Annotated in this window: 20 protein-coding genes; 6 read left to right on the top strand and 14 right to left on the bottom strand. The window is 62.5% G+C overall.

Going from position 1 to position 22,571, the window contains the following annotated elements:
- Positions 1–163 precede the first annotated feature (163 nt).
- The 4 genes from LXM55_RS20410 (at position 164) to LXM55_RS20395 (ending at position 4,916) form a co-directional block, all read left to right on the top strand.
- Complete coding sequence (locus tag LXM55_RS20410) at positions 164–637, top strand: MarR family winged helix-turn-helix transcriptional regulator (RefSeq protein WP_233322033.1); 474 nt, start codon at positions 164–166, stop codon at positions 635–637.
- A complete protein-coding gene (locus LXM55_RS20405; protein WP_233322032.1) occupies positions 634–2,103 on the top strand; it encodes an efflux transporter outer membrane subunit in 1,470 nt (489 codons plus the stop codon). The genes LXM55_RS20410 and LXM55_RS20405 overlap by 4 nt, the downstream gene beginning before the upstream one ends.
- 15 nt (positions 2,104–2,118) lie before the next feature.
- Positions 2,119–3,318 (top strand): efflux RND transporter periplasmic adaptor subunit, encoded by a 1,200-nt coding sequence (locus LXM55_RS20400; protein WP_233322031.1) that lies wholly within the window; start codon positions 2,119–2,121, stop codon positions 3,316–3,318.
- Positions 3,319–3,386: 68 nt separating this feature from the next.
- Positions 3,387–4,916, top strand: a complete 1,530-nt coding sequence (locus LXM55_RS20395) for a DHA2 family efflux MFS transporter permease subunit (RefSeq protein ID WP_233322030.1) — start codon at positions 3,387–3,389, stop codon at positions 4,914–4,916.
- Between the two features lie 77 nt (positions 4,917–4,993).
- Here LXM55_RS20395 and lpxH read toward each other — a convergent pair whose 3' ends face one another.
- The gene (gene lpxH, locus LXM55_RS20390; RefSeq protein WP_233322029.1) at positions 4,994–5,746 is read right to left on the bottom strand and encodes a UDP-2,3-diacylglucosamine diphosphatase; all 753 of its coding nucleotides are present in this window, start codon (positions 5,744–5,746) and stop codon (positions 4,994–4,996) included.
- Positions 5,743–6,246: a peptidylprolyl isomerase gene (locus LXM55_RS20385; RefSeq protein ID WP_060840144.1), complete on the bottom strand. Its 504-nt coding sequence runs from the start codon at positions 6,244–6,246 to the stop codon at positions 5,743–5,745. Before LXM55_RS20385 ends, lpxH begins: the two co-directional genes overlap by 4 nt.
- A gap of 269 nt (positions 6,247–6,515) precedes the next feature.
- Here LXM55_RS20385 and LXM55_RS20380 point away from each other — a divergent pair, with 269 nt between their 5' ends.
- Together LXM55_RS20380 and cysS are read left to right on the top strand one after the other, a co-directional pair.
- Positions 6,516–8,213, top strand: coding sequence for a glutamine--tRNA ligase/YqeY domain fusion protein (locus LXM55_RS20380; RefSeq protein WP_233322028.1), 1,698 nt, complete (start codon positions 6,516–6,518; stop codon positions 8,211–8,213).
- An 18-nt stretch (positions 8,214–8,231) separates the two neighbouring features.
- Positions 8,232–9,614 carry a cysteine--tRNA ligase gene (gene cysS / locus LXM55_RS20375; RefSeq protein WP_233322027.1) on the top strand — a complete coding sequence of 461 codons (1,383 nt, stop codon included), beginning with the start codon at positions 8,232–8,234 and terminating at the stop codon, positions 9,612–9,614.
- Between the two features lie 68 nt (positions 9,615–9,682).
- Here the strand turns inward: cysS and LXM55_RS20370 are convergent, their stop codons facing one another.
- The 12 genes from LXM55_RS20370 to nuoE all read right to left on the bottom strand — a co-directional run bounded on the left by LXM55_RS20370 (position 9,683) and on the right by nuoE (position 22,571).
- The gene (locus tag LXM55_RS20370) at positions 9,683–10,000 is read right to left on the bottom strand and encodes a helix-turn-helix domain-containing protein (RefSeq protein WP_102864712.1); all 318 of its coding nucleotides are present in this window, start codon (positions 9,998–10,000) and stop codon (positions 9,683–9,685) included.
- The gene (locus LXM55_RS20365; protein ID WP_233322026.1) at positions 9,987–10,337 is read right to left on the bottom strand and encodes a toxin; all 351 of its coding nucleotides are present in this window, start codon (positions 10,335–10,337) and stop codon (positions 9,987–9,989) included. The genes LXM55_RS20370 and LXM55_RS20365 overlap by 14 nt, the downstream gene beginning before the upstream one ends.
- 237 nt (positions 10,338–10,574) lie before the next feature.
- Complete coding sequence (nuoN, locus tag LXM55_RS20360; protein ID WP_015636299.1) at positions 10,575–12,038, bottom strand: NADH-quinone oxidoreductase subunit NuoN; 1,464 nt, start codon at positions 12,036–12,038, stop codon at positions 10,575–10,577.
- A gap of 7 nt (positions 12,039–12,045) precedes the next feature.
- The gene (nuoM, locus tag LXM55_RS20355; RefSeq protein WP_233322025.1) at positions 12,046–13,578 is read right to left on the bottom strand and encodes an NADH-quinone oxidoreductase subunit M; all 1,533 of its coding nucleotides are present in this window, start codon (positions 13,576–13,578) and stop codon (positions 12,046–12,048) included.
- Positions 13,579–13,617: 39 nt separating this feature from the next.
- Entirely contained in the window at positions 13,618–15,471 is a 1,854-nt protein-coding gene (gene nuoL / locus LXM55_RS20350; protein ID WP_233322024.1) for an NADH-quinone oxidoreductase subunit L, read from the bottom strand.
- Positions 15,468–15,791: an NADH-quinone oxidoreductase subunit NuoK gene (gene nuoK / locus LXM55_RS20345; protein WP_011062193.1), complete on the bottom strand. Its 324-nt coding sequence runs from the start codon at positions 15,789–15,791 to the stop codon at positions 15,468–15,470. Before nuoK ends, nuoL begins: the two co-directional genes overlap by 4 nt.
- Before the next feature lie 4 nt (positions 15,792–15,795).
- Positions 15,796–16,296: an NADH-quinone oxidoreductase subunit J gene (gene nuoJ / locus LXM55_RS20340; RefSeq protein ID WP_233322023.1), complete on the bottom strand. Its 501-nt coding sequence runs from the start codon at positions 16,294–16,296 to the stop codon at positions 15,796–15,798.
- A gap of 9 nt (positions 16,297–16,305) precedes the next feature.
- Positions 16,306–16,854: an NADH-quinone oxidoreductase subunit NuoI gene (gene nuoI, locus LXM55_RS20335; protein ID WP_016964782.1), complete on the bottom strand. Its 549-nt coding sequence runs from the start codon at positions 16,852–16,854 to the stop codon at positions 16,306–16,308.
- Positions 16,855–16,865: 11 nt separating this feature from the next.
- A complete protein-coding gene (gene nuoH / locus LXM55_RS20330) occupies positions 16,866–17,873 on the bottom strand; it encodes an NADH-quinone oxidoreductase subunit NuoH (RefSeq protein ID WP_233322022.1) in 1,008 nt (335 codons plus the stop codon).
- Entirely contained in the window at positions 17,870–20,584 is a 2,715-nt protein-coding gene (gene nuoG / locus LXM55_RS20325) for an NADH-quinone oxidoreductase subunit NuoG (protein ID WP_233322021.1), read from the bottom strand. The genes nuoH and nuoG overlap by 4 nt, the downstream gene beginning before the upstream one ends.
- 137 nt (positions 20,585–20,721) lie before the next feature.
- Positions 20,722–22,077, bottom strand: coding sequence for an NADH-quinone oxidoreductase subunit NuoF (gene nuoF, locus LXM55_RS20320; RefSeq protein ID WP_233322020.1), 1,356 nt, complete (start codon positions 22,075–22,077; stop codon positions 20,722–20,724).
- Positions 22,074–22,571 (bottom strand): NADH-quinone oxidoreductase subunit NuoE, encoded by a 498-nt coding sequence (gene nuoE / locus LXM55_RS20315; protein WP_011062188.1) that lies wholly within the window; start codon positions 22,569–22,571, stop codon positions 22,074–22,076. Before nuoE ends, nuoF begins: the two co-directional genes overlap by 4 nt.

The following is a 22,571-nucleotide window of genomic DNA, read 5'->3' as shown; positions in this document are numbered from 1 at the left end:
CCCCATCTCTTGCGCAACCCAGCTCGACAGCGGCTCTCGGGCGGTCGCGCTGCACCGTTTATCAAGCAAGTAGAGAGCGTGCTAATTATTGCGTTGACATTGGCTGCCTAGGCAGTAACATCTCGACACACACTCTCTGCCTAGGCAGCTAATTGGTGCTCAGATGAAGCATTTCCACCCGGACGATTTTCACAATTGCCACCTTGGACTGTTGTTGGGGCGAGCGGCCTTGCTCAAGGACCGGATCATCGACACCCACATGGAACCCCATGGCATCACCGCCGCGCAGTTCAAGGTGCTGATCATCATGGCCCAGTTCGGCGTCGACACTCCGGCCGAGCTGTGCCGCCACCTGTCCCTGGACAGCGGTTCGATGACACGCATGCTCGATCGCCTGGAACAGAAGGATTTCCTTGCCCGCCGGCGTTCCGAAGGTGACCGGCGCCAGGTGCAGCTGGTGCTCACGGAGGAGGGGCAAAAGCTCGCCGATCGGCTGCCGCAGATCGGCGCCGACGCGATGAACGAACTGGCCGGTGCCATTACCCCGCAGGAACTGCGGACCCTGGAACAGATCCTCAAGAAAATTTTGCTGGCAGCCGGTGACCCGATCACCGTCCTGCGGGTAGGTGATAAATGAGCAGTAAACCCTTGCGTATGCGCGTCAGCCTGGTGCTGCTGGCCATGAGCCTGGCCGGTTGTGCCAACTACAGCGGCCTTGTGACCTCCGGCGTCAGCCTTGAGGCGAAAAGCCTCAAGGCCGGGCAATCCCTCAATGGCGTGAGGCTTTCGCCGGCGGCCTGGCCGCAAAGTGATTGGTGGCGAAGCCTTGGCGACAGCCAGCTGGACGGCCTGATCCAGGAAGCCCTGCGTGACAGCCCGGACATGCAGATCGCCAGCGCTCGAGCCCATCAGGCCAGCGCCGCGGCTTATGCGGCGGATGCCGAGCGGATGCCGACCCTGGACGCCAGTGCCGGGATCAGCCGTTCGCGCCTGGCCCGTGATCAGGACCCGTTAGGGCAGGGCGGTGCTTATTCCACGGTGCGCAACATCGGCGCCAGCTTCAATTACAACTTCGATCTCTGGGGAGGCCAGCGTGCCGCCTGGGAAGCCGCACTGGGCCAGGCCCGAGCGGCAGAAATCGACCGCCAGGCCGCCAGCCTGACCCTGGCCGCCGATGTCGCCCGGGCCTACAGCGACCTGGGCCGCGCCCACATCGTGCATGACCTGGCCGACGAGGACCTCAAGCGCACCCGGCAGATGCTCGACCTGAGCCAGCGCCGCCTGGGCGCCGGGATCGACAGCCAGTACCAGTACCAACAGACCGAAAGCCTCGAAGCCAGCTCCCAGGCCAGCCTGATCGACGCCGAGAAGCAGTTGCAGAGCGCCAAGATCGCCCTCGCGGTATTGCTCGGCAAAGGCCCGGACCGCGCCGACGACATCAGCCGGCCCAAGGTGCTGCAAGCCAGCGCCGTGGCGCTGCCTTCGATCTTGCCCGCCGAGCTGCTGGGGCGGCGCCCCGACCTGGTGGCGGCCCGCTGGCGGGTGGAGGCGGCGAGCAAGAACATCGACGCCAGCAAGACCCGCTTCTATCCCAACCTCAACCTGAGCGCCAGCGCCGGCGCCGAGTCGTTGCTGGGGGACGCGATGTTCGGTTCCGCCAGCCGCTTCTTCAGCATCGCCCCGACCGTTTCGCTGCCGATTTTCGACGGCGGCCGTCTGCGCGCCAGCCTGGATGCCCGGGACGCCGACTACGACCTGGCGGTGGCGCAGTACAACAAGACCCTGGTCACGGCCCTGGGCGATGTCGCCGACAGCATTTCCCAGCTGCGCGATATCGGCCGGCAGATCGCGGCCCAGCAGCATGCCACCGACATTGCCCAGGACTCCTACAACACCGTGATGCAGCGCTACGGCTCCGGCATCGGCAACTACCTGGATGTGCTGAGCATCGAGCAGCAACTGCTGCAGGCCCAGCGCCAGCTGGCCACGCTGAATGCCCAGCAGATCGACCTGTCGATCCAACTGATGCAGGCACTGGGGGGCGGCTTCAACGCCCAGAACCTGGCCTCCGCCAGCCCGACCTCCGCCCCGCAGACCAAATAATTCGAGGTATTTGTCATGGCTACTGCCGACACTCAAGCAACTGAAAACACCCAGGACGCCAGCAACTCCCGCAAGCGCAAAGTCATGCTGCTGGGACTGGCGGCCATCGTCGTACTCGGCGGCCTGGGCGTGTTCGCCTGGCATGAACTGTACGGGCGCTGGAATGAAAACACCGATGACGCCTATGTGAACGGCAACGTGGTGGAGATCACCCCGCTGGTCACCGGCACTGTCGTCAGCATCGGCGCCGATGATGGCGACCTGGTGCATGAAGGCCAGGTACTGGTCAATTTCGACCCCAACGATGCCCAGGTCGGCCTGCAGAGCGCCGAGGCCAATCTGGCCCGGACTGTGCGTCAGGTGCGCGGCCTGTACAGCAACGTCGATGGCATGCGTGCCCAGGTGGCGGCGCAGAAGGCCGCGGTGCAGAAAGCCCAGGAGAACTTCAGCCGCCGCAAGAATCTGGCCGCCAGCGGGGCGATTTCCCAGGAAGAACTGTCCCACGCCCGGGATGACCTGACCTCGGCGCAGAATGCTCTGGCCAATGCCCAGCAACAGCTCAACACCACCAATGCCCTGGTGGACGACACAGTGGTTTCCAACCACCCGGACGTGCAGGCCGCCGCCGCGCAATTGCGTCAGGCCTACCTGACCAATGCCCGCAGCACCCTGATTGCGCCGGTCACCGGTTATGTGGCCAAGCGCACCGTGCAGTTGGGCCAGCGGGTTCAGCCGGGTACGGCGTTGATGGCGGTGATCCCGCTGGATCAGTTGTGGATCGACGCCAACTTCAAGGAAACCCAGCTGCGGGACATGCGCATCGGCCAGCCGGTGGACATTGAGGCGGACATCTACGGCAGCGACGTGAAATACAGTGGCACCGTTGACAGCCTCGGTGCAGGCACCGGCAGCGCCTTTGCCCTGCTGCCGGCGCAGAACGCCACCGGCAACTGGATCAAGATCGTGCAGCGGGTGCCGGTGCGCATCCACGTCAATGCCGAAGAGCTGGCCAAGCACCCGCTGCGGGTCGGTCTGTCAACGGTGGTCAACGTCAACCTGCGGGACCAGAGCGGCCCGGTGCTGGCCCAGCAGCCCGCGCAGAAGGCTTCCTTCAGCACCAACGTCTACGACCGTCAGTTGGGTGAAGCCGATACCCTGATCGCTCGCCTGATCCACGACAACAGCGCTGCCATCGGCAAGACCGCCCAGCGCTGATTCGCCAATCCGTCAACCGCGGCCTCTGCTAGAGGCCGCGGTGCCAGCCTAGTTCCAAAGGATTTGCGATGAGCAATAACGCGTCTTTCACGCCTCCCAGCCTGCTGCTCAGCACCATCGGCCTGTCCCTGGCGACCTTCATGCAGGTGCTCGACACCACCATTGCCAACGTGGCGCTGCCGACCATTTCCGGCAACCTCGGGGTGAGTTCGGAGCAGGGCACCTGGGTCATTACCTCGTTTGCCGTGAGCAACGCCATTGCCTTGCCGCTGACTGGCTGGCTGAGCCGGCGTTTCGGCGAAGTGAAGCTGTTTATCTGGGCCACCCTGCTGTTCGTGCTGGCCTCGTTTCTCTGCGGTATTTCCACCTCGATGCCCGAGCTCGTTGGCTTTCGGGTGCTGCAAGGGGTGGTGGCGGGCCCGCTGTATCCGATGACCCAGACCTTGCTGATTGCGGTCTACCCGCCGGCGAAGAGGGGCATGGCCCTGGCGTTGCTGGCGATGGTCACGGTGGTGGCGCCGATTGCCGGGCCGATCCTCGGTGGCTGGATCACCGACAGCTACAGCTGGCCGTGGATCTTCTTCATCAACGTGCCGATTGGTCTGTTTGCTGCCTGGGTGGTGCAGCAGCAATTGAAGGCACGGCCGGTGGTCACCAGCCGCCAGCCGATGGACTACATCGGTTTGTTGAGCCTGATCGTCGGGGTCGGTGCCTTGCAGATCGTCCTCGACAAGGGCAACGACCTGGACTGGTTCGAGTCCAATTTCATCATCCTTGGCACGCTGATCTCGGTGATTGCCCTGGCGGTGTTCGTGATCTGGGAGATGACCGACCGGCACCCGGTGGTCAACTTGCGGCTGTTCGCCCATCGCAACTTCCGCATCGGCACCATTGTGCTGGTGGGCGGTTATGCCGGGTTCTTCGGGATCAACCTGATCCTGCCGCAATGGTTGCAGACGCAGATGGGCTATACCGCCACCTGGGCCGGCCTGGCAGTGGCGCCGATCGGCATCCTGCCGGTGCTGATGTCACCCTTTGTCGGCAAGTACGCGCACAAGTTCGACCTGCGCCTGCTGGCCGGGCTGGCGTTCCTGGCCATTGGCCTGAGCTGCTTCATGCGTGCCGGTTTCACCAATGAGGTGGACTTCCAGCACATCGCCCTGGTGCAGTTGTTCATGGGAATTGGTGTGGCCCTGTTCTTCATGCCGACCCTGAGCATCCTGATGTCCGATCTGCCGCCGCACCAGATCGCCGACGGCGCTGGCCTGGCGACCTTCCTGCGGACCCTGGGGGGCAGTTTTGCGGCGTCGCTGACGACCTGGATCTGGATCCGCCGGGCCGATCAGCACCATGCCTACATGAGCGAGAGCATGAGCATCTTCGATCCGGTCACCCGTGATGCGCTGAATAATCTTGGCGGTGCGGGTAGCAAGGCTTACGCACAACTGGATCAAGTTCTGACCAGCCAGGCGTACATGCTTTCGACCGTGGACTATTTCACCCTGCTGGGCTGGGGGTTCATGGGCCTGATTCTGCTGGTGTGGCTGGCCAAGCCTCCCTTTGCCGCCAAGGCCGGGCCGGCTTCGGCAGGGCATTGATGCCCTTTGCCGACAAACCAGCCCCTACGACCACCGATTCCCTGTAGGGGCTGGCTTGCCGGCGCAAGACGCGAAGCTCAAGGCGAGCCGGGCAATGCCAACTGCGCGGGTACGAAATCGAACGCAGCCAGTTGGAAACCCTGCTCGTCCACCTGTAACGCCCATCCCTGACGGTCCCAGTCGCCCAGCACAATGCGCTTGGCGGCTTGCTCGCCAATCTGCAACTTGTGAATCGCCGGGCGGTGAGTGTGGCCGTGAACCAGGGTGCCGACCCCATGTTCGCGCATGACCCGCGGTATTTCGTCCGGGGTCACGTCGACAATGTCGTTGGCCTTCATGCGGGTCTGAGTCCGGCTTTCGTTGCGCAGTTTGCGTGCCAGCTTGCGTCGGGTGCCCAGCGGCAGGTGGCGCAGAATCCACAGGCTCAGCGGGTTGCGCAGGTAGCGGCGCATGCGCATGTAGGCCTCGTCGCGGGTGCACAGGCTGTCACCGTGCATCAGCAATACCGGTTCGCCGTAAAAGTCGACGACGCTGGGATCCTTGAGCAGAGTAGCGCCGGCCGCTTTGCAAAAGGCTTGGCCAAGCATGAAATCGCGATTGCCGTGCATGAGGAAAACCTTCGTACCGCTGTCGCTCAGTTCCCGCAGTGCCTGGCAAATGGAAAGTTGGTAGGGGGTCATGGCATCGTCGCCGATCCATACCTCGAAAAAGTCCCCGAGGATGTACAGCGCCTCGGCGGCGCGGGCGCGCCCGCCGAGTAAATCCAGAAACGCCCGGGTAATGTCCGGGCGTTCCTCTTCCAGATGCAAATCTGAAATCAGCAGTATCACTCAATGATCTCGGCTTTCTCGATGATCACGTCTTCTGCGGGTACGTCCTGGTGGCCGGCTTTCATGGTGGTGGCCACGCCTTTGATCTTGTCGACCACTTCGGTGCCGGCGATCACTTTACCGAATACTGCGTAGCCCCAGCCTTGAACGGTCTTGCCGCTGTGGTTGAGGAAGCTGTTGTCGGCAACGTTGATGAAGAACTGCGCGGAAGCCGAATGCGGCTCCATGGTGCGGGCCATGGCGACGGTGTACTTGTCGTTGGAAAGGCCGTTGTCCGCTTCGTTCTGGATGCTTGGACGCTTGTCTTTCTTTTCTTTCATGCCAGGTTCGAAACCGCCACCCTGGATCATGAAGTTACCGATGACGCGGTGAAATACGGTGTTTTCATAGTGACCGGCTTTCACGTATTCGACGAAGTTGGCCACGGTCAACGGGGCTTTCTCGGCATTCAGTTCCAGCACGATCTCGCCGTGGTTGGTGGTCAGTTTGACTTGGGTCATGGTCGGTACTCTTTATAAGGAAAGCGTTTTCAAGAAAATCCTGGGCCTCGGGGCACGCGTGCAACCCGAACCGGTTTGGCCATCTTGCAGCCAAGGAGCGCAGTTTAGCGTGACAGCCGCGAATTTCGAGGCTGTTTTTTTACTTGCCTGCCATTAATAGCCGCAGTTTTAAAGCTGCGCTCTGTCAGGCGCTTGACAGCATCGGCTATGATATCCGTTTTGATTTGTCAGGCCGCACCCGGCCGCGCACTTGTACGTTCAAGGATCCTATGAGCAAGCCCACTGTCGACCCTACCTCGAATTCCAAGACTGGACCGGCCGTACCGGTCAACTTCCTGCGCCCGATCATCCAGGCGGACCTGGACTCGGGTAAGCACACACAGATCGTGACCCGCTTCCCGCCGGAGCCCAACGGCTACCTGCACATCGGTCATGCTAAGTCGATCTGCGTGAACTTCGGTCTGGCCCAGGAATTCGGCGGCGTCACGCACCTGCGTTTCGACGACACCAACCCGGCCAAGGAAGACCAGGAATACATCGACGCCATCGAAAGCGACGTCAAGTGGCTGGGTTTTGAATGGTCCGGCGAAGTGCGTTATGCCTCGCAGTACTTCGACCAGTTGCACGACTGGGCCGTGGAGCTGATCAAGGCGGGCAAGGCCTATGTCTGCGACCTGACTCCCGAACAAGCCAAGGAATACCGCGGCAGCCTCACCGAGCCTGGCAAGAACAGCCCGTTCCGCGAGCGTTCGGTGGAAGAGAACCTGGACTGGTTCGCCCGCATGCGCGCCGGCGAGTTCCCGGACGGCGCACGGGTGCTGCGCGCCAAGATCGACATGGCCTCGCCGAACATGAACCTGCGCGACCCGATCATGTACCGCATCCGTCACGCTCATCACCACCAGACCGGTGACAAGTGGTGCATCTACCCCAACTACGACTTCACCCACGGTCAGTCGGACGCCATCGAAGGCATCACGCACTCGATCTGCACCCTGGAGTTCGAAAGCCATCGTCCGCTGTACGAATGGTTCCTGGAGAACCTGCCGGTGCCGGCCAACCCGCGCCAGTATGAGTTCAGCCGCCTGAACCTGAACTACACCATCACCAGCAAGCGCAAGCTCAAGCAACTGGTGGACGAGCAGCACGTCAATGGCTGGGACGACCCGCGCATGTCGACCCTGTCGGGCTTCCGTCGTCGTGGCTACACGCCGAAATCCATCCGCAACTTCTGCGAAATGGTCGGCACCAACCGTTCCGACGGCATCGTCGACTTCGGCATGCTGGAATTCAGCATCCGTGACGACCTGGATCACAGCGCCCCGCGCGCCATGTGCGTGCTGCGCCCGTTGAAGGTCGTGATCACCAACTACCCGGAAGGCCAGGTCGAGAACCTCGAACTGCCGCGCCACCCGAAAGAAGACATGGGTGTGCGGGTGCTGCCGTTCGCCCGTGAAATCTACATCGACCGTGACGACTTCATGGAAGAGCCGCCAAAAGGCTACAAGCGCCTGGAACCGGCTGGTGAAGTGCGTCTGCGTGGCAGCTACGTGATCCGTGCCGATGAAGCGATCAAGGATGCCGACGGCAACATCGTCGAACTGCGCTGCTCGTATGATCCGGACACCCTGGGCAAGAACCCTGAAGGCCGCAAGGTCAAGGGCGTGATCCACTGGGTGCCGGCCGCTGCCAGCGTCGAGTGCGAAGTGCGTCTGTACGATCGTCTGTTCCGTTCTCCGAACCCGGAGAAGGCCGAGGACAGCGCCAGTTTCCTCGACAACATCAACCCTGATTCCCTGCAAGTGCTCACTGGTTGTCGTGCCGAACCCTCGCTGGGCAACGCACAGCCGGAAGACCGTTTCCAGTTCGAGCGCGAAGGCTACTTCTGCGCGGATATCAAGGACTCGAAACCAGGTGCTCCGGTATTCAACCGTACCGTGACCCTGCGCGACTCCTGGGGTCAGTGATTCAGTCAAGGAACTAACGTGCTAACGATCTACAACACGCTCACCAAGAGCAAAGAAGTCTTCAAGCCGCTGGATGGCAACAAGGTGCGCATGTACGTGTGCGGCATGACCGTGTACGACTACTGCCACCTGGGGCACGGCCGCAGCATGGTGGCCTTCGACCTGATTACCCGCTGGCTGCGTTTCAGCGGGTATGACCTGACGTATGTGCGCAACATCACCGACATCGAAGACAAGATCATCAACCGGGCCAAGGAGAACGGCGAGCCGTTCAATGTCCTGACCGAACGCATGATCACGGCGATGCACGAGGATGAAGCGCGCCTCAACATCCTCAAGCCGGACATGGAGCCGCGTGCCACGGATCATATTCCGGGCATGCTGAAGATGATCCAGACCCTGATCGACAAGGGGTACGCTTATGCCCCGGGCAATGGCGACGTGTACTACCGCGTCGGCAAGTTCATGGGCTATGGCAAGCTGTCGCGCAAGAAGATCGAAGACCTGCGCATCGGCGCGCGGATCGAAGTCGACGAGTCGAAGCAGGACCCACTGGACTTCGTTCTGTGGAAAGGCACCAAGCCGGGCGAGCCAAGCTGGCCATCGCCTTGGGGTGACGGTCGTCCGGGCTGGCATATCGAGTGCTCGGTGATGTCCACCTGCTGCCTGGGCGAGACCTTCGACATTCATGGCGGCGGCAGCGACCTCGAGTTCCCGCACCACGAGAACGAGATTGCCCAGAGCGAGGCGGCGACCGGCAAGCCCTACGCCAATGCCTGGATGCACTGCGGCATGATCCGCATCAATGGCGAGAAGATGTCCAAGTCCTTGAACAACTTCTTCACCATTCGCGACGTGCTCGACAAGTACCATCCGGAAGTGGTGCGTTACCTGCTGGTGGCCAGCCACTACCGCAGCGCCATCAACTACTCGGAAGACAACCTCAAGGACGCCAAGGGCGCGCTGGAGCGTTTCTACCATGCGCTCAAGGGGCTGCCGAAAGTGGCGCCGGCCGGTGGCGAAGCCTTCGTCGAACGTTTCACCCAGGTGATGAACGACGACTTCGGTACTCCGGAAGCCTGTGCCGTGTTGTTCGAGATGGTGCGTGAGATCAACCGCCTGCGCGAGAGCGATGTCGAGGTGGCGGCCGGTCTGGCTGCGCGCTTGAAAGAGCTGGCCAGCGTGCTGGGCGTGCTGCAACTGGAAGCCGATGACTTCCTGCAGGCCGGTGCCGAAGGCCGGGTTGATGCGGCAGAAGTCGAGGCGCTGATCCAGGCTCGTCTGGCGGCCCGTGCCAACAAGGACTGGGCCGAGTCCGACCGTATCCGCGACCAGATCACCGCCATGGGCGTGATCCTGGAAGACGGCAAGGGCGGTACGACCTGGCGCCTGGCTGACTAAGCCTGCGTTCGCTGCAACAAGAAACCCGCCTGGTGCGGGTTTTTTGTTGCCCTTCGAACAGTGCCGTATCAGGCCAGCGAGGCGAGGCGCTCCACCGTGTCGGGGTAGCGTTCCACCAGGCGCATCAGCGTCGTGGCCTGGGCATTGGGCGTAGCGCGGCCCTGTTCCCAGTTTTCCAGGGTGCGGGTGTTGGTGCGCAGGTACATGGCGAATACCGAGCGCGAGAGGTTGAGTTGCTGGCGGATGTTCATCACCTCGGTGGCGGTGATGGGGGGCAGCTTGTCGAGTTTCACTTTATGGCTGCGCAGGGTGATCTTGCCCTGGCGTTCCTGGGTGAGGGCGTCGATGCCTTCTACCAGTTCGGAAAAGATGTCACGTTTGGTCATGTCTTCTGGCCTCGATTTCACGTTCCAGCAGTTGTTTGAGCTGTTGTCGCTGCTGCGGTAGCAGGTCGTCCATCTGCTCTTTGTCGAACAAGGTGAAGAGCCAGAACTGCGCCCCTCCGGACCACCAGTAAAAAATCACCCTCAGCCCGCCACGCTTGCCCTTGTTGCGTCGCTCATCGACGAAACGCATCTTGCGCAAGCCGCCAGTGCCCTGAATCAGCACCCCCGCGTGCGGGTGGCGCAGCAACTCGATCTGCAGTTCGCAGAACAACTCGTCGTCAAGGAAGTCCGTTCGGTATCGCCCAAATGCCGGCAGTTCGATAAACAGAGCATTCATTTTGTACGCTTCCTGCGTATAGGCTGGATGGCTCCACAGCTTTGGTCAAGTGCCGCTGGGCGCCGCGTTTGATCTGGCAACAGTTTATGCCGGCAGCCTTTGGCTGAATGTCGGACCAGGCCGATGCAGCAGGAAGGGCAATTCCGAGTTTCACGGGGAAGAGGGGAGGGCAGGGGTCAGAAACGCAAAACGGCACCCGAAGGTGCCGTTCTGTGTGTTGCGCTGAAGCTTAAGCGATCAACCGGCCAGGCCCGAGTGCTGGACCAGGGTCAGCAGCGGCTGTGGGTACACGCCGAGGAAGAATGCCAGGACCGCGATGGCCAGCAGCATGACGCCACCGGCTTTCTGTTCCCAGTGCAGTTGGGCATCGACGCGGCGCAGGTTCGGCTCGATCAGGTACAGGGTGACCATCACGCGCAGGTAGTAGAAGACGCCGATGGCGCTGCCCATGACCAGGGAACCTACCAGCCACCATTGGTGCGCTTCGACACCGGTAGCGATGATGTAGAACTTGCCGATGAAGCCCGCGGTCAGCGGGATGCCGGCCAGGGACAGCATCATCACGGTGAGCACGGCGGTCAGGTACGGACGGCGCCAGAACAGGCCGCGGTACTCGTACAACGCGTCAGCGTCACGGCCTTTGTACGGCGAGGACATTAGGGTGATCACGCCGAAGGCGCCAAGGCTGGTGATCACGTAGGTGACCAGGTACACGCCGATGGCTTCCATGGCCAGGCCCTTGCTTGCCACCAGGGCGATCAGCAGGTAACCGAAGTGAGCGATGGACGAGTAACCCAGCAGACGCTTGAGGTTGCTCTGGGTCAGCGCCAACAGGTTGCCCACCAGGATCGAGGCAATGGCGATCACGGTCAGCACGTTGCTCAGGACGCCGCTGCTGGCCACTGGCGAGAGCTGGAACAGACGCACCAGCACCGCGAACACCGCCACCTTGCTGGCGGTTGCCAGGAAGGCGGCCACCGGGGCCGGGGCGCCTTCGTAGACGTCCGGGGTCCACAGGTGGAACGGAACCAGCGACAGCTTGAAGGCCAGGCCGATCAGCATCATGCCCAGGCCCAGTTGTGCCAGCGGGCTTGGCAGCCCGGTGGCGGCCAGGGCCTGGCCGATACCGCTGAAGCTCAGGCTGCCGGCTTCGGCGTAGAGCAGGGCCATGCCGAACAACAGGAAGCCCGAACCGGCGGCCGACAGCACCATGTACTTGATGCCGGCTTCCAGGGAGCGCTTGTTGAAGAAGGCGTAGGCCACCAAGCCGTAGACAGGTACCGAGAGCAGTTCCAGGCCGATGAACAGGCCGGCCAGGTTCTGCGCGCTGACCAGTACCAGGCCGCCAGCGGCGGCCAGCAGGATCAGCAGGTACAGCTCTTCACGGTTGCCCGGGTAACCGCTGCTGCCGTCGCCCAGGTAGGCGTGGGCCAGGGTGACGCAGGCCAGGGTGGCTACCAGGATCAGGGCCATGTACAGGCAGGCGAACTGGTCGATCTGCAACAGCGGGGTGACCGCCAGGGGTGCCACTTTCAGCACCGGGAAGATCGACAGCAATGCCAGGTTCAGACCCGCCACCGACAGCAGGAAGGTCTGTGCGTGGTTGCGCCGCCAGGCGATCGCCAGCATCACCACCACAAGGGTGGCGCTGGTGATCAGCAGCGGCGCCAGGGCTATAAAGTGTTGAATCGTAAAGTCCATAGCGCTCTTACCGGGCCGAAGCGAGTTGAGTGAAGGCGGTGCTGAGCCATTGCTGCACGCCATGCATGGTGGCGGCAGAGGTATCGAGGAACGGTTGCGGGTAGACGCCGATGTAGATCAGCAGCACCGCCAGTCCCAGCACCATGATCAGTTCGCGAGCATCCATGCCGTGCAGCACCGCGTCCGACTTGGACGGGCCGAAGTAGGCACGGTGGATCATGATCAGCGAGTAGACCGAACCGAACACCAGGCCCGAAGTCGCGATCGCGGTGATCCATGGAGCGCTGACGAAAGTACCGATCAGGATCAGGAACTCGCCGACGAAGTTGCCGGTGCCCGGCAGGCCCAGGGACGCGGCCGCGAAGAACAGGCTGATGGCCGGCAGGTAGGCGATACGCGACCACAGGCCGCCCATTTCGCGCATGTCGCGGGTGTGGGTGCGTTCGTACAACTGGCCGCTGAGGATAAACAGCGCGGCTGCCGAAACACCGTGGGCCAGCATCTGGATCACCGCGCCCTGCAGGGCCTGCTGGCTGCCGGAGTAGATCCCGATCAGCACGAAGCCCATGTGGGAAACGCTGGAGAAGGCGATCAGGCGCTTGATGTCGGTTTGCGCGAAGGCCAGGAAGGCACCGTAGAAGATCCCGATCAGGCCCAGGGTCATGGCGATCGGTGCGAACTCTGCCGAGGCGTTGGGGAACAGTGGCAGGGCAAAACGCAGCAGGCCGTAGGCCGCTGTCTTCAGCAGGATGCCCGCCAGGTCCACGGAGCCGGCGGTCGGTGCCTGGGCGTGAGCGTCAGGCAGCCAGGAGTGGAACGGCACCACGGGCAGCTTCACCGCGAAGGCGATGAAGAAGCCGAGCATCAGGATGTACTCGGTGGCGGTGGACATCTTGGTCTTCAGCAACTGGGCGTAATCGAAGGTGATGACCCCGGTGTTGTTGAAGTTGACCAGCACCAGACCCAGGATCGCCACCAGCATGATCAGGCCGGAAGCCTGAGTGAAGATGAAGAACTTGGTCGCCGCGTAGATCCGGGTTTTCTTGCCGTCTGCCGAGCTGTGACCCCAGAGCGCGATGAGGAAGTACATCGGCACCAGCATCATTTCCCAGAAGAAGAAGAACATGAACAGGTCCAGCGCCAGGAACACGCCGACCACGCCGCCCAGGATCCACATCAGGTTCAGGTGGAAGAAGCCCACGTGGCGCTGGATCTCTTTCCAGGAGCAGAGTACCGAGAGGATACCCAGCAGACCGGTCAGCAGGATCATCAGCAGCGACAGGCCGTCGAGGGCCAGGTGCACGTTGATGCCGAAGCGCTCAATCCACTGGTGCTTGAACTCCAGGGCCCAAGTCGGATCGACGCCAGGCGCCGGAGCATATGAATAGTTACCGTGGGCCCACAGCCAGAGGCCGAGGGCGAGTTCCAGGGTCATGGTCAACAGCGCAATCCAGCGGGGGAGGGTGGCGCCGAAGCGCTCACCCAGCCAGCACAGCAGGCCGCCGATGAAGGGGATCAGGATTAGCCAAGGCAGAATCATGACGGGCTCAATTCCTTTCGCAAGTTCGCAAGGTTCATATCAGACCGCTACCAGCACAATGGCGCCGATGACCAGCACGGCACCGGCTGCCATCGAGGCGGCGTACCAACGCAGTTGACCCGTCTCGGTACGGCTCAGGGTGTTGTGACCCCCTTTGGCCATACGCGGGATCAAACCGATGGTCTGATCGAGCGGGTCCTTGCGCAGTACATGGCTGATGGCCAGGTATGGCTTGACGAACAGTTTGTCGTAGATCCAGTCGAAGCCCCAGGCGGCGAACCACCAGGCCGAGAGCAGACGCCCGATGCCGCTGTTGGCGATGGCGGTCACAACGCGACGCTTGCCAAGGAACAACAGGGCGGCCAGCAGGATACCGGCCAGGGCGATGGCGCCCGAAGCGATTTCCAGGCTGTGCTTGGCTTCGCCACCGGCATGGCCGGCGCTCAGCGGCAGTACACCATGCAGGGGCGGAGTGATCATCGCGCCGATCCCGGTGGACAGCACGATCAGCACCACCAGCGGCAGCCAGTGGGAGATCCCGTGGCCGGCATGGGCTTCGGTCTTGGCTTCACCGTGGAAGGTGATGAAGATCAGGCGGAAGGTGTACAGCGAGGTCATGAACGCACCCACCAGGCCGGCGTACAGCAGGCCATGGTTGCCGCTGGCGAAGGCTTCCCAGAGGATCTCGTCCTTGGAGTAGAAGCCCGCGGTCACCAGCGGCAGGGCCGCGAGGGCCGCGCCGCCAACGATGAAGCTGGCGTAGGCCAGAGGCAGCTTCTTCCACAGACCGCCCATCTTGAAGATGTTCTGCTCGTGGTGGCAGGCAACGATCACCGCACCGGAAGCGAGGAACAGCAGGGCCTTGAAGAAGGCGTGGGTCATCAGGTGGAAGATCGCGCCGTCCCAGGCGCCAACGCCCAGGGCCAGGAACATGTAGCCGATCTGGCTCATGGTGGAGTAGGCGAGGATGCGCTTGATGTCGGTCTGCACCAGCGCGGCGAAGCCGGCCAGTACCAGGGTCACGCCGCCTACCAGGCCCACCAGGTGCAGGATTTCCGGCGCCAGGGTGAACAGGCCGTGAGTACGGGCGATCAGGTAGACACCGGCGGTTACCATGGTCGCGGCGTGGATCAGTGCCGAAACCGGGGTAGGGCCAGCCATGGCGTCCGCCAGCCAGGTCTGCAGTGGCAGTTGCGCGGATTTACCCACGGCGCCACCCAGCAGCATCAGGGTCGCCAGGGTGATCCAGAAGTCGCCGGCCTGGAATTTCTGCGGTGCCAGCACCAGCAGTTCCTGGACGTTCAGCGTGCCCACCTGCTGGAACAGGATGAACAGGCCGATGGCCATGAACACGTCGCCGATCCGGGTGACGATAAAGGCCTTGAGCGCGGCGTTACCGTTGTTGCGGTTGCTGTAGTAGAAACCGATCAACAGGTAGCTGCACAGGCCCACGCCTTCCCAACCGAAGTACAGGAACAGCAGGTTATCGCCCAGGACCAGGAACAGCATGCTGGCGATAAACAGGTTGGTGTAGGCGAAGAAGCGCGAGTAGCCGGCTTCACCACGCATGTACCAGGACGCGAACAGGTGGATCAGGAAGCCCACGCCCACCACCACACCCAGCATGGTCACGGACAGGCCATCCAGGTACAGGGCGAAGTTCGGCGCGAAACCGTCCACCGACATCCACTGCCACAACACCTGGGTGTAGTGGCCATCCGCTGGTGGCGCGACGTTGAATTGCCAGATCACGTAGGCCGCAACGATGGCCGAGAGGCCAATGGAGCCGACACCGATCAGGGCCGAGAGGTTTTCCGAGAGGCGTCCACGGGAGAACGACAGCAACAGGAAACCGATCAGGGGGAATACGAAAGTCAGAAAGAGAAGGTTCATCCGCGCATCTCGCTGGCTGCATCGATATCGAGAGTGTGGAAGCGGCGGTACAGCTGCAGCAGGATCGCCAGGCCAATACTGGCCTCGGCGGCTGCCAGGCTGATCACCAGGATGAACATCACTTGTCCATCCGGCTGCGCCCAACGGGCGCCCGCAACGATGAAGGCCAATGCCGAGGCGTTCATCATCACTTCCAGGCTCATCAACACGAAGAGGATGTTACGGCGGACCATCAGGCCGACCAGGCCGAGGCAGAACAGGATGCCGGCAACCGCCAGGCCATGTTCCATTGGGATAGTACCGAGAGAGATAGTAGGCATCGTATTACTCCTTCGCCTCGTTGCGGCCCAAGTGGAACGCCGTGACGGCTGCGGCGAGCAGCAGCATCGAGGCGAGTTCGACCACCAGCAGGTAAGGGCCGAACAGGCTGATGCCCACGGCCTTGGCGCCGACGGTGGTTTGACCGATGCCGGCACCGCTCTGGTGGCTGAACAGTACGTACAGCAGTTCAGCCAGCAGCAGCGCGGCAAGAATCACCGGGCCGATCCAGATGCCGGGCGTGAGCCAGATGCGCTCTTGCTGAGCCGCGGCCGGGCCGAGGTTCAGCATCATCACCACGAACACGAACAGCACCATGATGGCGCCGGCGTAGGCGATCACTTCCAGGGCGCCGGCAAACGGCGCGCCGAGGCTGAAGAAGGTCATGGCCACGGCGATCAACGAAATGATCAGGTAGAGCAGGGCGTGCACAGGGTTGGTGTTGGTGACCACGCGCAGCGTGGAAACAACGGCAACACCTGATGCGAAATAGAAAGCGAATTCCATCGTTCTTCCTTAAGGCAGCAAGCTCTTCACGTTGATCGGCTCGGCTTCGTTCTGCGCGGAGCCTTTTGGCTTACCGGCAATGGCCATACCTGCAACACGATAGAAGTTGTAGTCAGGGTTCTTTCCGGGACCGGAGATCAAGAGATCTTCTTTCTCGTAAACCAGGTCCTGACGTTTGAACTCGGCCATCTCGAAATCCGGTGTCAGCTGGATCGCGGTGGTCGGGCAGGCTTCCTCGCAGAGGCCGCAGAAAATGCAGCGCGAGAAGTTGATGCGGAAGAACTCCGGGTACCAGCGACCGTCTTCCGTTTCAGCTTTCTGCAGCGAGATGCAACCCACCGGGCAGGCCACGGCGCACAGGTTGCAGGCAACGCAACGTTCTTCGCCGTCGGGGTCGCGAGTCAGGACGATACGGCCACGGTAGCGTGGCGGCAGGTACACCGGCTCTTCGGGGTATTGCAGGGTGTCGCGCTTGCGAAAGCCATGGCCGAAGACCATGACCAGGCTGCGCAACTGGGTACCAGTACCCTTAACGATGTCGCCAATATATTTGAACATGGGTCAAATCCTCACTGAACCGCGCCCGCAGGCGTGTTCAACAACACAACCGCAGCGGTCACCAGCAAATTGATCAGGGTCAGCGGCAGGCAGAATTTCCAGCTGAAGTCCATCACCTGGTCATAGCGCGGGCGCGGGATAGAGGCGCGCAGCAGGATGAACAGCATGATGAAGAACGCGGTCTTCAGGGCGAACCAGACGAAGGACAGTTGCGGCAGGATGCCGAACGGACCGTGCCAGCCACCGAAGAACAGGGTGACCAGCAGTGCCGAGATCAAGATGATGCCGATGTACTCGCCAACGAAGAACATGCCCCATTTCATGCCGGCGTATTCAATGTGGTAACCGTCGGCCAGTTCCTGTTCCGCTTCCGGCTGGTCGAACGGGTGACGGTGAGTCACGGCCACGCCAGCGATGAAGAAGGTACAGAAGCCGAAGAACTGCGGAATGATGAACCACAGGTTCTGCGCCTGGTACTCGACGATGTCGCGCATGTTGAACGAACCAACCTGAGCCACGATGCCCATCAGCGCCAGGCCCATGAACACTTCGTAGGACACGGTCTGCGCCGAGGCCCGCAAGCTGCCCAGCAGGGCGAACTTGTTGTTACTCGACCAGCCGGCGAACAGCACCGCGTAGACCGACAGGCCGGCCATGGCGAAGAAGAACAGCAGGCCGATGTTCAGGTCCGCGACGCCCCAGGTCGGGGTGATCGGGATGATCGCGAAGGCGATCAGCAGGGCGGACATGGCGACCACCGGTGCCAGGGTGAAGATCACCTTGTCGGCAAACGGTGGCGTCCAGTCTTCCTTGAAGAACATCTTCAGCATGTCGGCGGCGATCTGGAACATGCCGAACGGGCCAACGCGGTTCGGACCGTAACGGTCCTGCCACCAGCCCAGCAGGCGACGTTCGACGAAGCTCAGCAGCGCACCGGCGACCACCACGGCCAGCAGGATCACGATGGCCTTGACGACCGTCAGGATCACGTCGATCACTTCAGGGGTAAACCAACTCATTGCGCCGCCTCCTGCAGACCGTCAACGGATTTGCCAAAGATTGCCGGCGGAATGCCCGCCAGACCGGCAGGCAGGCCCACCAGGCCAGCGCCCAGTTCTTCGTTGATGCGCAGTGGCAGACGCAGGGTCTGGCCGGCTACGTTCACGGCGAGCAGGGCTCCGTCGTTGACGCCCAGGCGATCGGCTTCGGACTTGGCCAGGGCCACGTAGGCAGCCGGAATGCGTTCCTGCACCGGAGCGGCTTTCGAAGAGTTCTCTTCGCTGCCGAACAGGTGGTAGAACGGCACCGCTTGCCAGGTGCCCTGAGCCGGAGAGAAGGCCCGCGGTACGCTGGCGAACCAGTTGAGGCGGTCGCCCTGGCTTTCGATCAGGCGTGTACCCGGGTCACCGGCACGCAGGTGGCCGCCGACTTCGTCCTGGAACTTGTTCCAGGCTTGCGGCGAGTTCCAGCCCGGAGACCAGGCGAATGGCACTTGCGAGCGCGGTTCGGCGGAGCCCGAGTAACCTTCCATGGAGTAGGCGAAGGCGGTATCCGGGTCTTGCGAGGTACGCGGTTCGTGCACGCTCTGGTTGGCGCGCATGGCGGTACGGCCGCTGTAGCGCAGCGGTTCGCGGGCCAGTTTCAGGCCTTTGATGCGGAATGCTGCGGAAGGTGCGGCATCGACGATGCTGGCCAGTTGCGGGGTGCTCGCGGCGCAGGCGGCGGTCACGTGGTCCAGCTGGGTCCAGTCCACTGGCTTGTTCAGCAGGGTACTGCGCAGGGCATGCAGCCAGCGCCAACCTTCGTGGACCATGATGCTGGCGTCCAGGTAGGTCGGGTCGAAGACCTGGAAGAAGCGCTGGGCACGACCTTCCTGGCTGACCAGGGTGCCGTCGCCTTCGGCGAAGCTGGCCGCCGACAGCACCAGGTGCGCGCGCTCGACGGTGGCGGTTTGTTGATGATCGGCCACGATCACCACCTTGGCTGCATTCAGCGCCGCGTCCACCTTGGCTGCGTCGGTGCGGGTGTACAGGTCGTTTTCCAGCACCACGATGGCGTCGGCTTTTCCGTCGACTACCGCTTGCAGGGCAGCGTCCAGGGATTCGCCGCCGAGCATGGCCAGGCCGAGGCTGTTGGCTTCTGGAACGATCAGGCTGATGGAGCCGGCTTTGTCGCGCAGCTTCAACGCCTTGGCGATGTTGGCTGCTGCTTCGATCAGCGCCTTGGAACCCAGCGAAGTGCCGGAAATGATCAGTGGGCGCTTGGCCGCCAGCAGGGCGTCGGCAATGCGCTTGGCCAGTTCCAGGGCTTCGTTGTCCAGGCCTTCCACCGCAGGGGCGCTGGCGTCGATGGCGTGGGCCACGGCGAAACCGATGCGCGCCAGGTCGTCGGGAGCGGCGTGTACACACTCCTCGGCCACGTCGTCGAGCTTGGTTTCAGCGAGGCTGGCGATGAACAACGGGTTCAGCGCGTGCTGGCCGATGTTCTTCACCGCGGCGTCGAGCCAAGGCTGGACGCGCATGGCATCGGCCATTTCCTCGGCCTTGCCCTTGACCGACTGGCGCAGGGCCAGGGCCATGCGGGCAGCGGTCTGGGTCAGGTCTTCGCCAAGGACGAAGATCGCATCGTGGTCTTCGATCTCGCGCATGTTCGGAACGGGCAGCGGGCTGTCGTTCAGCACCTGCAGAACCAGGTGGATACGCTCCAGCTCGGACGCTTCGATACCGGAGTAGAAGTGCTCGGCACCTACCAGCTCACGCAACGCGTAGTTGCTTTCCAGGCTGGCGCGAGGCGAGCCGATACCCACGATGTTGCGACCGCGCAGCAGGTCGGCGGCCTGGTCCAGGGCCTGGTCCAGGGTCAGCTGGGTGCCATCGGCCAGGCGTGGCTGGCGTGGACGGTCCTTGCGGTTGACGTAGCCATAACCGAAGCGGCCACGGTCGCAGAGGAAGTACTGGTTTACCGAGCCGTTGAAGCGGTTCTCGATGCGGCGCAGTTCGCCGTAGCGCTCGCCCGGGGAGATGTTGCAGCCGCTGGAGCAGCCATGGCAGATGCTCGGCGAGAACTGCATGTCCCACTTGCGGTTGTAGCGTTCGGAGTGAGTCTTGTCGGTGAACACACCGGTCGGGCAGACCTCGGTGAGGTTGCCGGAGAACTCGCTTTCCAGGGTGCCGTCTTCAACGCGACCGAAGTACACGTTGTCGTGGGCGCCGTAGACACCCAGGTCGGTGCCGCCGGCGTAGTCCTTGTAGAAGCGTACGCAGCGGTAGCAGGCGATGCAGCGGTTCATCTCGTGGGAAATGAACGGGCCGAGGTCCTGGTTCTGGTGGGTGCGCTTGGTGAAGCGATAACGGCGCTCGTTGTGGCCGGTCATCACCGTCATGTCTTGCAGGTGGCAGTGGCCGCCTTCCTCGCACACCGGGCAGTCGTGCGGGTGGTTGGTCATCAGCCATTCGACCACACTGGCGCGGAACGCCTTGGATTCTTCATCGTCGATGGAGATCCAGGTGTTGTCGGTGGCCGGGGTCATGCAGGACATGACGATACGACCACGGGTGTCGTTCTCGTCGGTGTATTGCTTGACCGCGCATTGGCGACAGGCACCGACGCTACCGAGAGCGGGGTGCCAGCAGAAATAAGGAATGTCGAGGCCTAGTGACAGACAAGCCTGTAACAGGTTGTCCGCCCCATCGACTTCGAGCGCTTTGCCGTCTACGTGGATAGTGGCCATGGTTCAAAGTTCTTCGTTGGCCCGGTGTCAGCGGGCGTGGCTAATGGAATCTTGTTATGCGTGCGAATCAACACAGCCGTTCACGGCGTCATCGCACGTCGAGCGCAGGGCACGGACCCTGCGCCCTCATTTAAGCGTTACGCGCCGACTACGATCGGTCGGGCCAGAGGCGGGACGGCGGCGCTGGTGGGCGCGATGCCGGCTTCGAACTCTGGACGGAAATACTTGATGGCACTGCCCAAAGGCTCCACGGCACCCGGTGCGTGAGCACAGAAGGTCTTGCCTGGGCCAAGGAAACCCACCAGACCCAGCAGGGTCTCGATGTCGCCTTGCTGGCCCTGGCCTTTTTCCAGGGCCATCAACAGCTTGACGCTCCATGGCAGGCCGTCGCGGCACGGGGTGCAGAAGCCACAGGATTCACGGGCGAAGAACTGCTCCATGTTGCGCAGCAGCGACACCATGTTGATGCTGTCGTCCACCGCCATGGCCAGGCCGGTACCCATGCGGGTGCCCACTTTGGCGATGCCGCCGGCATACATTTGCGCGTCCAGGTGTTCCGGCAGTAGGAAGCCGGTACCGGCGCCGCCGGGCTGCCAGCACTTGAGCTTGTAGCCATCGCGCATGCCGCCGGCGTAGTCCTCGAACAGCTCGCGCGCGGTCACGCCGAAGGGCAGCTCCCACAGGCCAGGGTTCTTCACTTTGCCGGAGAAGCCCATCAGCTTGGTGCCGTGGTCTTCACTGCCTTCGCGGGCCAGGGATTTGTACCACTCCACGCCGTCGCCGATGATCGCCGGCACGTTGCACAGGGTCTCGACGTTGTTCACGCAAGTCGGCTTGCCCCACACGCCTACGGCGGCAGGGAAGGGCGGCTTGGAACGTGGGTTGGCACGACGGCCTTCCAGGGAGTTGATCAGTGCGGTTTCTTCACCGCAGATGTAGCGTCCGGCACCGGTGTGCACGAACAGCTCGAAATCGAAACCGCTGCCCAGGATGTTCTTGCCCAAAAGGCCAGCAGCCTTGGCTTCTTCCACCGCGCGCCGCAGGTGCTTGGCGGCGGTGGTGTATTCGCCGCGCAGGAAGATGTAGCCACGGTAGGTCTTCAGTGCGCGGGCACTGATCAGCATGCCTTCGATCAGCAGATGGGGCAGTTGCTCCATCAGCATGCGGTCTTTCCAGGTGTTGGGTTCCATTTCGTCCGCGTTGCACAGCAGGTAGCGGATGTTCATGGATTCGTCTTTGGGCATCAGGCCCCACTTCACGCCGGTGGGGAAGCCCGCACCGCCGCGACCCTTGAGGCCGGCATCCTTCACGGTCTGGACGATATCGTCCTGAGACAGGTCGGCGAAGGCCTTGCGAGCTGCCGCATAGCCATTCTTGGCCTGGTACTCGTCGAGCCATACCGGCTCGCCGTCGTCGCGCAAGCGCCAGGTCAGGGGGTGGGTTTCTGCGGTGCGCGCAATGCGGTTCGCAGGGCCGAAAGAGGTCAGGGTCATACGTAGCCCTCCAACAGTTTGGCCACGCCAGCAGGCTGTACGTCGCCGAAAGTGTCGTCGTCGATCATCAGCGCCGGGGCCTTGTCGCAGTTGCCCAGGCAGCACACCGGCAGCAGGGTGAAGCGGCCGTCGGCGGTGGTCTGGCCGAGGCCAATGCCCAGCTCGCTCTGGATCTGGCTGACCACGGACTCGTGGCCGCCGATGTAGCAGACCATGCTGTCGCAGACGCGAATGATGTGGCGCCCCACTGGCTGGCGGAAGATCTGGCTGTAGAACGTTGCCACGCCTTCAACGTCGCTGGCGGGGATGCCGAGGATTTCGCCGATGGCGTAGACCGCGCCGTCAGGCACCCAGCCACGTTCCTTCTGGACGATCTTTAGGGCTTCGATCGACGCCGCGCGCGGGTCTTCGTAGTGATGCATCTCGTGCTCGATGGCCGAGCGCTCGGTTTCGCTCAGGGCGAAACGGTCTGTCTGGATAAGCGTGCTGTTCAT

This window comes from Pseudomonas sp. Au-Pse12 (genome assembly GCF_021341665.1).
Taxonomy (GTDB): domain Bacteria; phylum Pseudomonadota; class Gammaproteobacteria; order Pseudomonadales; family Pseudomonadaceae; genus Aquipseudomonas.
The sequence above is the reverse complement of the archived record's forward strand: the minus strand, read 5'-3'. Positions and strand labels throughout refer to the sequence as shown.